The organism is Streptomyces sp. NPDC050164 (assembly GCF_044459945.1).
GTDB classification, from domain to species: Bacteria; Actinomycetota; Actinomycetes; order Streptomycetales; family Streptomycetaceae; genus Streptomyces; species Streptomyces coeruleorubidus_A.
In genome coordinates this window covers 93,814-105,501 of record NZ_JBITJK010000036.1, presented here as the reverse complement: position 1 = coordinate 105,501, position 11,688 = coordinate 93,814, and the positions used below count along the sequence as shown (strand labels likewise).

Here is an 11,688-nt window from a genome sequence, read left to right as displayed (position 1 = left end):
TGCGGTGAAGATTCGACACCTCCACCACACACGGGGGCCTTCGCCATGATCAAGCCCGGCCAGTGTTAACAACGCTCGTGATCAATACACCTAGGGCCTGTCGTTTGGATCACGCCGCAGACGCGGGGCCGAGCAGAACAGTCGCTTCCCTGCGACCTGATCCAAACGACAGACCCTAGTCCCGGGGCCCCGGCGGGCCGGGAGGACCGCCCGCCGGTACCCCCGGCTTCCGACGCGGAGGACCTCGGGCCTGCGAAGCCCTGCGGACGGAGAGTCAGAACCTGGGCCGAGGGGCCCGGGCCTCGACGATCTCCGCGGCCTCGGCCTGCGTCTCCACGGACGGCGGGGAGCCGGCCAGGGGCTTGTTGGCTGTCTCCTTCATGCACAGGACGGCGATGACGCCGATGACCGCGGCACCCGTGGAGTAGTAGGCCGGCATGAGGGTCGAGTCGAAGGCGCTGATCAGGGCGGTGATCACCAGGGGAGTCGTACCGCCGAAGATCGACGTGGCCAGGTTGTAGGCGACCGAGAGGGAGCCGTACCGCACGTGGGTGGGAAAGATCGCCGGGAGCGCCGCCGACATCGTGCCCAGCATCGTCACCAGGGAGAGCCCCAACAGCAGCAGCCCCAGGGCGATCAGGACGACACTGCCCTGCCGGATGAGCAGGAAGGACGGCACGGACAGGAAGAGGAACCCGAGCATCCCCGCCATCAGCAGCGGCCTGCGCCCGAAGCGGTCCGACAGCCGCCCGACCTGGTTGATGACGCACATCTGAAGCACCATCACGAGCAGCAGGATCAGCAGCCCGTGGTTGGTCTCGTAGCCCAGTTCGTCGGACAGGTACGTCGGCATGTACGACAGCAGCATGTAGTCCGTGATGTTGTACGCCGCGACCAGCGCGAGGCACAGCAGCAGCGGCCGCCAGTACCGGGTGAAGATCTTGCCGAGGTCGGCGGCGGCCGAGGTCTCCACGGCCTCGGCCGCCTCGCTCGCCGTGACCTGGCCGCCCTCCAGCTTCTGGAAGGCGGGTGTCTCGTCCAGCTTCAGCCGCAGATAGAGGCCGATGAAGCCGAGCGGGGCCGCGACCAGGAAGGGGATGCGCCAGCCCCACGCCAGCATCTGGTCGTCGCTGAGGAGGGTCTGGAGGACGACGACGAGGCCGGAGGCCCCGACGTAGCCGGCGAGCGTGCCGAGCTCCAGGAAGCTGCCGAAGAAGCCGCGCCGCTTGTCGGGCGCGTACTCCGCGATGAACGTCGAGGCGCCCCCGTACTCCCCGCCGGTCGAGAAGCCCTGCACCAGCCGGAAGAAGATCAGCAGGGCCGGGGCCCAGAGACCGATGACGGCGTGCGAGGGGACGAGGCCGATGGCGAAGGTCCCCACCGCCATCATGATCATGGTGAGGGAGAGGATGCGCTTGCGGCCGACCTTGTCGCCGAGCGGCCCGAACACCATTCCGCCGAGGGGACGCACCAGGAAGGCCACCGCGAACGTCGCGAAGGAGCTGAGCAGTTGGGCGGTGTCGTTCCCCGAGGGGAAGAACACCTTCCCGATGGTCGAGGCCAGATAGCTGTAGATGCCGAAGTCGTACCACTCCATCGCGTTGCCGAGGGCGGCGGCCTTCGTGGCGCGCTTGACCGCCGCCTCGTCGGTCACGGTGATGTCGCTGCGGCGCAGCTTCGGGTGGCGTCGTTTCTCGATCGCCCGGAACAGCACCCGGTGTCGTCTCACGGCTGCGGGATCCACCGACTCGTCGTTGTCGGGCGCCGCCATTACGTCGTTCCTTTCGCCGGTCGTCTATCCCAACCACCACGCCTGCACAGAACTCGCGCGCTCAAACGAACCCCTTCGCGCGGCGCCCGGACGACTACCGAGAGTAACGGCCGGATGCTACAGGTGAGACCCGCGCTGCCTGCCGACAGTGGTGTGTGCGTGTCCCGGAGGGGGAACTTGGTTCGCCGGTGCCCACCTGGGGCACCCACCTGGTTGAGAGGAGCCCATGTGACAGCGTCGGCGTCGGGCGACCGGAACCAGGGCGCGCAGGAGGCCGGATACGAGCCGGACCCGCGCCGGTGGCGGGCCCTGTGGGTCACCCTGGTGGCCGGCTTCATGAGCCTGCTGGACGTCTCGATCGTGGCGGTCGCCCTGCCCTCCGTCCAGCGCGGCCTGGACGCCTCTCCCGCGCAGGTGCAGTGGGTGGTGTCCGGATACGCCCTCACCTTCGCTCTCGCGCTCGTCACCGCCGGCCGTCTGGGAGACGCGCTGGACCGGCGCCGCATCTTCCTGCTGGCCCTCAGCGGCTTCGTGGTCTGCAGCGCGGCCTGCGGGGCGGCCCCCAGCATCACGCTGCTGGTGGTGGCCCGCCTCGCCCAGGGCCTGGCGGCCGGCTTCATGGCTCCCCAGAACTCCGCGCTCATCCAGCAGATGTTCCGCGGTGCCGAACGCGGCCGTGCCTTCGGCTTCTTCGGCGCCACCGTCGGCATCTCGTCCGCCATCGGCCCTCTCGCCGGCGGCCTGATCCTCGCGCTGGCCTCCGGCGGCCAGGGCTGGCGGTGGATCTTCTACGTCAACGTCCCCATCGGGATCCTCGCCGTCCTCCTCGGCCGCCGCCTGCTGCCGCGCACCCGGCGGTCCGGCCGGCAGCACGTGGATCTGCCCGGTGTCCTGCTCCTCGGCCTCGGCGTCCTCGCGCTGATGTATCCGCTGGTCCAGGCAGGCTCCGGCGGCTTCGGCGGGCTGTGGTGGATGTTCCTCGCCGGTGCCGCGATCCTCTTCGGCTTCACCCGGTGGCAGCGTCGCCTCGTCGAGCGGGACAGCCAGCCGCTGCTCGATCCGCGCCTGTTCACGACCGTGCGCGGCTATGCCGTCGGCGCCGGCGTCGGCACGCTCTACTTCATCGGCTTCAGCGGCGTCTGGCTGGTCTTCGCGCTCTTCTACCAGGACGGCCTGGGCTTCTCCCCGCTCCGGTCCGGCCTCGCCGTGACTCCCTTCGCCCTCGGCTCGGCCTGCGCGGCCGCGGTCGCCGGTCGGCTGGTGGACCGGCTCGGCCGCAAGCTCACCGTGGGCGGCCTCACGGCCGTGATCGCCGGGCTGGGCGGCACCGCGCTGCTGCTCCGCTTCGCGCCCCTCGACATCGCACCCTGGGCCGCCGCCCCTGTGTTGTTCCTCGGCGGCCTCGGCAGCGGGTGCGTGATCTCGCCGAACATCACCATGACGCTGCGCGACGTGCCCGTGCACATGGCGGGCGCGGCGGGCGGCGCCCTGCAGACCGGGCAGCGGCTCGGCGCCGCGGTGGGCACCGCCGCCCTGCCCGGCCTCTTCTACCTGGTGCTCGGCAGCGGCGACGGCTACCGCGGCGCCCTCGCCACCGCACTGGGCGCCGGCCTCCTCGGCATGCTGGCCTCCCTGGCCCTCGCGACGTCCGACTGGAGGCGCGACCGGCGGAGGCAGCAGCACGGGAAGTGCCCGGACGATGTCGCCAACAGCCCCATACACGCCCGGCAGCACTGATCCCGCGGCGCGCCACCGACTACCGGAGCCGCCGGCCGAGCAGGGGGACCGGGATCAGCCGGCGGCCAGCACGGCCCTCCCCCCACCGGCACCGGCACCCGCAGCGGCGCTCGCGTGGTCGTGCGGGGACAGCCGCAGGTAGGCGGTGATCTGCTTTCCCCTGGCCCGGGGTGCCACGGCGACCCGCTCGCTGACCGTGTGCACCAGGCGCAGTCCGTGGCCGCCGACACGGAACCGGTCCCCCTTGCGCACCGTGGGCTGCTCCGCCGAGGTGTCCCACACGGTGATGGCCAACTGTCCCCGGAACAGGCGCAGGATCAGCTCGCAGGGTCCGGGAGCATGCCGGATGGCGTTGGTGACCAGTTCGCTGACGACGAGTTCGGCGTCCACGGCCAAAGAGGCCGTAATCCGGGCGGGGGCGGTGTGAGGGCCGTGGGCGAGGAAGGCGCGCAGGGCCAGGCGTGCGTCGACGGCGCTTGCCGCGCCGTCGTCCCAGGCCGCGCCGAAACGCACTGTGGCCTGCTCGTCCGCGCCCGGTCGATCTGCCGCCTGCTTCCCAAGCGGGAGGACCATACGGATGCTCTTTCGTTGTGTTCACCCCTGCCGGGGCCGCTCTGTCACCCTGCGTTTACCCGGGCGTGGGCCGCGCATACCAGGACGATCTCCGGCGATCCCAGCAAGCCGCTCCGATCGGCGGCAGCCACGCGGGAGCTGGTTTCGGTGCCACGGGCACATAAGGATGCGAGCCGGAGCGTACTCAGACCGCCGCGCAGCAGTCCGTGGCCGTACTCGGCACCTCGCTGACCCGAGGGGCGGACGCCATCGGAACCGGCGCCTACGCCGTGTACGAGGAGGGGCCCGGTCCGCCGAGGACCTGCTCCGTTCCCCGCTGCCCATCGCCCGGCTGATCACCCCGTACGACATCGGCGACGACGGAGCCGGCACGCTGGTGCTCTGCCGCACCGTCGAGCGGCAGACCGCTGCCCGAGCTGGAACGGCTGGCCCTGCCGGCCGACGTCACCACGCGGCTGGCCTCCACGCTCGACGTCGACGAGGTGCTGGAACGCCTGGTGAGCCTGGTCGTGCCCCGGCTGGCGGACTGGGTGATCGTCGACCTGATCACCGAAGACGACGAGGTCCGGCGTACAGAGCCCCGCGCGGCGTGGCCTCCACGATGGCCGGGCCCGACACCTACCAGCGGGAACCGGACTCCGGCATCGCGGTCGAGCAACGCCGGCTGTTCGACACCACGGGGATGCACTCGGCGGCCATGGCTCCCCTCCGCAGCACACGCGCGGTCCTGGGGGCTTGCCCCTCGGCCGGGCCGCGGACCCGGTCGCCTACACTGCCGCCGATCTCCCGCTGGTCGAGGACATCGCACGCCGGGCCGGTCTCGCCCTGGACAACGCCCGCCTGTACCAGCGCCGGCGCAAGGTCGCCGAGACCATGCAGAACCATCTGCTGCCCCAGATGCCGGGGGTTCCGGGCCTCCAGATGGTGCCCTCCTGGCCCTGCGCACACCTTCGGCCACGGCACGAGCGGACGGCCGGTGACCCGGCGACGGATCCTCAGGGTTCGACATGGATCTTGGGGCCGGGCCCGGAGTCGGCCGGGCGCTCGCCGACGAGGAGGGGGCCCACCTCGTCCAGGCCCACGGTGGCGGCGACGAGCGGCCTGGGGTCGACCGCCCCGGCGGCGTACGCCCGGATGGTGGCGTCGAGGCCGGGGGAGGCGGACAGGACACCTGTCGCGGTCACGTCCTTGAGGACGAGCGTGCGCGTGTCGATCCCGCTGGGCTCGCCGGCCAGCCCGATGTACACCAGGCGGCCCCCGGGTTCGACCCGTTCCAGGGCCAGGTCCGGCAGCCGGGCGGCGTTCGTGGCGTCGACGACCGCGTCGAAGGGCATGTCCGGCACGGAGTCCTCCGTCCACACGTGCTCGAAGCCCAGGGAGCGGGCGAAGGCGAGGGAGCTCTCGGTGGTGCCCATGAGGTGCACCTCGGCGCCGGACGCGCGCAGGAACATCGCCACCAGCAGCCCGATCGTCCCCGGGCCCAGCACGAGGGCGCGGTCCCCGCGCGCCGGCGCGGCGGCCCGAGCGGCGCGCAGGGCGTTGCCGCCGGGCTCCACCAGAGCGCCGAGCACGGCGTCGACGGAGTCGGGCAGGGCGTGCAACGAGGAGGCGGGTACGGCGAGTTGCTCAGCCAGCGCCCCGGGCAGGTCCCCGCGTATGCCGACCTCCCGCCGCTGCTCGCACACATGCTGACGGCCGCGCAGACAGCGGCGGCAGGTGCCGCAGCCGAGCATGGTGTCGCCCGTGACACGGCGGCCGAGCCAGCCGGGATCGACACCGCCACCGACCGCCGTCACCCGCCCGGCCCACTCGTGGCCCGGCCGCATCGGGTAGGCGGAGTGGCCCTGGTGGAGGTAGGCCATCGCACCGGTGAAGAACTCCACGTCCGTGCCGCACACACCGACCCGCTCGACGTCGACGACGACCTCACCGGGGCCGGCCACCGGCACCGGAAGCTCCTGGACCTCGTACGCGCCGGGACCGGTCAGGACGAACGCGCGCATCACGCGACGGCTCACCACGGGTGGGGCTCGCCCAGGAGGCGGGGCGGTTCCATCAGCTCGGGCATGTCTCTTGCTCGACCATCTGTTTATGCTTCATGACGTTCCGGAATCTAGACCGCTGTACCGTCTATCGGAAGGGCTCCATGGAGAGACTCCGCAGCGCGCAGTGGTACGAGGGACGGGACCGCAACGCCTACATCCACCGGGCATGGATGCGACGCGGCGTGCCCGGCGACGCCTTCACCGGCCGGCCGCAGATCGCCATCGCCAACACCGCCTCGGACCTGACCCCTTGCAACGCGCATCTGAACGAGGTCGCGGCCTCGGTACGCAACGGCGTGTACGAGGCGGGCGGCATCCCGCTGGACCTCCCGGTGGTGTCGCTCGGCGAGACCCAGGTGCGGCCCACCGCCATGCTGTGGCGGAACATGGCCGCGATGGCCACGGAGGAGATGCTGCGGGCCAACCCCGTCGACGGCGTCGTCCTGCTCGGCGGTTGCGACAAGACGATCCCGTCGCTGCTCATGGCCGCGTCCTCGGTGGACCTGCCCGCGGTCGTGGTCCCCGGCGGCCCGATGCTCAACGGCACCTTCCGCGGCGGACTGCTGGGCTGCGGCACCGGTGTGTGGCAGCTGTCGGAGGAGGTCCGCGCGGGCACGCTCTCCCAGGAACAGTTCACCCGCTCCGAGTCGGCGATGATCCGCAGCCGCGGCCACTGCAACACGATGGGCACGGCCTCGACGATGGCGCTGGTGGCGGAGGCGCTCGGCACGGTCGTCCCCGGTACGGCCGGGATCCCCGCCCCCGACAGCCGGCTGCTGGAGGCCGCGCACCACACCGGCCGGCTGGCGGTGGACATGGTGGGCGCCGACCGGCGGCCCGGGACGTTCCTGACCGAGGCGTCCTTCCGCAACGCGATCGTCGCGCTGGCCGCCATCGGCGGCTCGACCAACGCCGTCGTCCATCTCCTGGCCGTCGCGGGCCGGCTGGGCATCGACCTGTCGCTCGACGACTTCGACCGCATCGGCTCCCGTGTGCCGGTCCTGGTGGACCTCCAGCCGGCCGGCCGCTTCCTCATGGAGGACTTCCACCGCGCCGGCGGCCTGCTCGCCGTCCTGCGTGAGGTGCGCGACCTGCTCGACCCCGACGCGCTGACCGTCACCGGCAGGCCGCTCGCCCACTACCTCGACGGCGCCGAGATCTGGGACGGCGAGGTCATCCGCACCCGCGCCCGGCCGCTGGTCGCCGAGGGCGGCATCGCCGTCCTGCGCGGCAACCTCGCACCCGACGGCGCGCTCGTCAAACCGGCCGCCGCCTCCGCGCACCTGCTCCGGCACCGGGGCCGGGCCGTCGTCTTCGACAGCATCGAGGACTTCCGCGCCCGTATCGACGACCCCGATCTCGACGTCGACGCCGACTCCGTCCTCGTGCTGCGCGGCTGCGGACCCAAGGGCTACCCGGGCATGCCCGAGGTCGCCAACATGCCTCTGCCGAAGAAACTCCTCGCCCAGGGCGTGCGGGACATGGTCCGGGTCTGCGACGGCCGGATGAGCGGTACCGCGTACGGCACGGTCGTCCTGCACGTGGCCCCCGAGGCCGCGGCCGGCGGCCCCCTCGCCCTCGTACGGACCGGGGACTTCATCACCCTCGACGTCGAGGCCCGCCGTATCGACGTCGACGTGCCGGACGGCGAACTCGCCCGCAGAACCCCCGACAAGGCCACCGTCACCGGCTTCGCCAAGCCCCGGCGCGGCTGGGAACGCCTCTACGTCGACCACGTCCTGCAGGCCGACACCGGAGCCGACCTCGACTTCCTCGTCGGCTCCAGCGGCTCCGAGGTGACCCGTGAGTCGCACTGACACCAGGTTGGCTTTATCAGTGAGTCCTGACACCGGTTGTCGATCGGCGACGACACCGCCCGGTGTTGGCGGAGAGTGATATCGCCAAGTTTTGACACCACTTGGGTGCTTGCGGTGGGAGGCTGGGAGTGCTCTGCATGGTGAGGGGGCGCCGGTGCCACCGAAGTCCAAGGTCGATCTGTACGCGGCGATACGCCGTGATGTCCGGGCGGGGATGTCGAACCGGGCCTTGCAGCGCAAGTACGGGGTGGGCTTCCGGACGGTGAAGGCGGCCATGGAGTCCGTCTGGCCGGAGCCGCGCAAACAGCTGCCGCCCCGCAAGACGCGGCTGGACGTGTTCAAGCCGGTGATCGACCAGATGCTGCGGGCGGATCTGGACGCGCCGCGCAAGCAGCGGCACACCGTCAAGCGGATCTTCGACCGGCTGCTGGACGAACACGGTGCGGTGGAGGTGACCTATCCGATGGTGCGGGCCTATGTCGCTGTCCGTCGGCCGCAGATACGGATCGAGGCGGGACGCGGGCCGCTGAACGCGTTCATCCCGCAGACCCACCTGCCGGGGGCCGAGGCGGAGGTCGACTTCGGGGACGTGACGATCCGTCTGGCCGGTGAGCAGGTCAAGGTGTTCCTGTTCGCGATGCGCCTTTCGTATTCCGGCAAGGCGGTGCACCGCATCTTCGCTTCCTGCGGCCAGGAGGCGTTCTTCGAGGGCCACGTCCACGCTCTCAGCGTGCTGGGCGGCGTCCCCTGCGGCAAGGTGCGCTACGACAACCTGCGGGCCGCGGTCGCCCGGGTGCTGGGCCTGTCGAGAGCGAGAGTGGAGAACGAGCGGTGGACCGCGTTCCGTTCGCACTACGGCATCGAAAGCATGTACTGCCGCCCGGGACTCGAAGGCGCCCATGAGAAGGGCGGGGTGGAAGGCCAGATCGGCTGGTTCAGGCGAAACCACCTGGTCCCCGTGCCGGAAGTCGACTCCCTCGCCGAACTCAACGCGATGGTGGAGCGGTGGGACTCCGAGGACGACGACCGCCGCATCCGGTCGCGGCCCAGGACGATCGGCGAGTACTTCACCGTCGAACGGCCGCTGCTGCAGCCGCTGCCGGACGAGCCGTTCGAGACCGGCCGGCTGTTCAGCCTACGGGTGGACCGATACGCACAGGTCAGCGTTCGCACGAACCGCTACTCGGTACCGGTGGACTGATCGGCCGCACGGTTCGGGTGATGCTGCACGCTTCCGAGGTCGTCGTCTACGACGGGCGCAGGGAAGTCGCCCGGCACGAGCGTTTGATCGCCAAGGGCCAGGCCCGCCTGGAGCTCGACCACTACCTGGAGGCTATGGTCCGCAAACCCGGGGCTTTCCCCGGCGCGACCGCGCTGGAACAGGCCCGCTCCGCAGGCAAGTTCACCCCTGTCCATGACGCGTGGTGGGCGGCGGCCTGCAAGGCCCACGGCGACCGGGACGGCACCCGCGCTCTGATCGAGGTCCTGCTGCTGGGCCGGCATCTTCACCACGAGTACCTGGTGACCGGGCTCGCCGCCGCCCTGCGGGCCGGCGCCCTGACCGCAGACGCGGTCGCCCTGGAGGCACGCAAGGCCGCCGAAGCCGACGAGGCACCGGCCGCCACGACTCAACCGGAGCCGGACCGGGCGAGGGTGACGTTCCTGACCGAACGGCGGCTGGCTCACCTGCCGCCCGACAACCGGCCGCTGCCGTCCGTCGCGGCCTACGACCAGCTGCTGCGACCGCGGCAGCGGCCGGACCGTTCCGCCGTCGAGGGAGACAGGCCATGACGACGTTCAAACGCCACCGCGGACTGACCGAACAGGCCGCCGACGCCGCGGTCGACCAGGCATGCCGCATGCTGCGGCTGCCCACCATCCGGGCCCAGTTCCCCGAGCTGGCCGAAGCAGCCGCCCGTGACCAGATGTCGTATCGCGGGTTCCTCGCCGAACTGCTGATGGCCGAGTGCGACGACCGGGCTCGCCGCCGTTCGGAACGGCGGATCAAGGCCGCCGCCTTCCCTCATGAGAAATCGCTGCGAGCCTTCGACTTCGACGCGAACCCCAGCGTGGACCCGGCGGTCATTCACACCCTGGCGACCTGCGAGTGGGTCAAGAGGGGCCTGCCGCTCTGCCTGATCGGCGACTCGGGCACCGGCAAGTCGCATTTGCTGATCGCGCTGGGCACCGAGGCAGCGATGGCCGGCTACCGGGTCCGCTACACGCTCGCGACCAAGCTCGTCAACGAGCTGGTCGAGGCCGCGGACGAGAAGGTGCTGACCAAGACCATCGCCCGCTATGGCCGCGTTGATCTTTTGTGCATCGATGAGCTGGGCTATATGGAGCTGGACCGCAGGGGTGCTGAGCTGCTGTTCCAGGTGCTGACGGAGCGGGAGGAGAAGAACAGCGTCGCCATCGCCTCGAACGAGAGTTTCAGCGGCTGGACCAAGACCTTCACCGATCCCCGGCTCTGCGCGGCCATCGTCGACCGGCTCACCTTCGGCGGCAACCTTATTCAGACCGGCACCGAATCCTACCGACTCGCCATCACCCAAGCCCGGGCCGCCGCCCAGGACGGCAAGGCAGGCTAACCGCCCTGGGACTCTCTTCACCAGGAGGCGTCGCACCCCTCAACCTCAGTAACTGGAACAATGAAAGATCTTGCAGACGTCACATGGGGAGAGGGGAGATTCGACTGTGAAGGTCGGACTGGCACGTTCCGCCGCGATCCAGTGGGTTGCCCAGCATGCCCAACCCGATGCTGGCTTCCGGGGTGCGTACTTCAGCGGCTCAACCGTCGGGCTGCCGGACGACGCGGAGCTGTCGCCCTCTTCGGACATCGACATCTTCGTCGTCACCGCCCAGGAGGACCCACCGGCCAAGCCAGGGAAACTTCGCTTCCAAGACGCCCTGCTGGAAGTCAGCTACTTGCCCTGGACCGAGCTCGCCTCCGCCGACGACGTCCTGGCGTCCTACCACCTGGCCGGCAGCTTCCGCACTGACGCGATCATCGATGACCCCACCGGCGATCTGCACAAACTGCACGCACACATCTCGCGCCACTTCGGCGCCCGACCCTGGGTCCGCCGCAGATGCCAGGATGCCCGCCACCGGATCGAAACCCGCCTCGCTGCGATCGACACCTCGGCGCCGTTCCACGAGCAGGTGATCTCTTGGCTATTCCCCACCGGCGTGACCAGCCACGTCCTTCTCGTCGCCGCCCTGCGCAACCCCACCGTCCGCTTGCGCTATCTGGCCGCTCGCGAGGTCCTCACCGACTACGGCCACCTCAGCCTCTACCCGGAACTTCTGAACCTTCTCGGCTGCTCACACCTGCCCGCGCAGCGTGTCCAGCACCATCTGCGTGAACTCGCCGCGACGTTCGACGCCACCGTCCAAGTGGCGAAGACCCCGTTCTTTTTCAGCAGCGACATCACGCCCACCGCACGGCCGATCGCGATTGACGGAAGCCAGAGGCTCATCGACTCAGGCGACCACCACGAGGCTGTCTTCTGGATCATCGCGACCTTCGCCCGCTGCCACATCATCCTGGCCGCCGATGCCCCCCAGCTGCACGAACCCCTCGCCCCAGCCTTCCAGGCGGCCGTCACCGATCTCGGCATCAGCTCCACCCGTGACCTCATCCACCGGGCCGAAGAGGTGACCCGGTTCCTGCCCCGGCTCTGGCAGACCACAGAGGACATCCTGCGCAGCAACCCCAACATCACCGAATAGCAGAGAAAAG

General features: G+C 70.5%; 7 protein-coding genes and 2 pseudogenes. 6 read left to right on the top strand and 3 right to left on the bottom strand.

Features of this window, described 5'->3' with window-relative positions; all coding sequences use genetic code 11:
• Positions 1-274: 274 nt before the first annotated feature.
• Positions 275-1,771: a glycine betaine/L-proline transporter ProP gene (proP, locus tag ACIBNA_RS34960; protein WP_399169200.1), complete on the bottom strand. Its 1,497-nt coding sequence runs from the start codon at positions 1,769-1,771 to the stop codon at positions 275-277.
• Between the two features lie 228 nt (positions 1,772-1,999).
• Between proP and ACIBNA_RS34955 the strand changes: the two genes are divergently transcribed.
• Positions 2,000-3,508 carry an MFS transporter gene (locus ACIBNA_RS34955; RefSeq protein ID WP_399169199.1) on the top strand — a complete coding sequence of 503 codons (1,509 nt, stop codon included), beginning with the start codon at positions 2,000-2,002 and terminating at the stop codon, positions 3,506-3,508.
• Positions 3,509-3,562: 54 nt separating this feature from the next.
• Here the strand turns inward: ACIBNA_RS34955 and ACIBNA_RS34950 are convergent, their stop codons facing one another.
• Positions 3,563-4,081: an ATP-binding protein gene (locus tag ACIBNA_RS34950; protein ID WP_399169198.1), complete on the bottom strand. Its 519-nt coding sequence runs from the start codon at positions 4,079-4,081 to the stop codon at positions 3,563-3,565.
• A 310-nt stretch (positions 4,082-4,391) separates the two neighbouring features.
• Here ACIBNA_RS34950 and ACIBNA_RS34945 point away from each other — a divergent pair.
• A pseudogene (locus ACIBNA_RS34945) lies at positions 4,392-5,005 on the top strand (GAF domain-containing protein); the annotation flags it as partial.
• Positions 5,006-5,076: 71 nt separating this feature from the next.
• Here the strand turns inward: ACIBNA_RS34945 and ACIBNA_RS34940 are convergent.
• Complete coding sequence (locus ACIBNA_RS34940; RefSeq protein ID WP_399169196.1) at positions 5,077-6,084, bottom strand: zinc-binding dehydrogenase; 1,008 nt, start codon at positions 6,082-6,084, stop codon at positions 5,077-5,079.
• 143 nt (positions 6,085-6,227) lie between these two features.
• Here ACIBNA_RS34940 and ACIBNA_RS34935 point away from each other — a divergent pair, with 143 nt between their 5' ends.
• From ACIBNA_RS34935 to ACIBNA_RS34920, 4 genes and pseudogenes are all read left to right on the top strand, one after another.
• The gene (locus ACIBNA_RS34935) at positions 6,228-7,943 is read left to right on the top strand and encodes an IlvD/Edd family dehydratase (RefSeq protein WP_399169195.1); all 1,716 of its coding nucleotides are present in this window, start codon (positions 6,228-6,230) and stop codon (positions 7,941-7,943) included.
• A 214-nt stretch (positions 7,944-8,157) separates the two neighbouring features.
• Positions 8,158-9,734 (top strand): annotated as a pseudogene (gene istA, locus ACIBNA_RS34930) (IS21 family transposase).
• Complete coding sequence (gene istB, locus ACIBNA_RS34925; RefSeq protein WP_399169194.1) at positions 9,731-10,534, top strand: IS21-like element helper ATPase IstB; 804 nt, start codon at positions 9,731-9,733, stop codon at positions 10,532-10,534. Before istA ends, istB begins: the two are co-directional and overlap by 4 nt.
• Positions 10,535-10,640: 106 nt before the next feature.
• The gene (locus tag ACIBNA_RS34920; protein ID WP_399169192.1) at positions 10,641-11,678 is read left to right on the top strand and encodes a hypothetical protein; all 1,038 of its coding nucleotides are present in this window, start codon (positions 10,641-10,643) and stop codon (positions 11,676-11,678) included.
• Positions 11,679-11,688 lie beyond the last annotated feature (10 nt).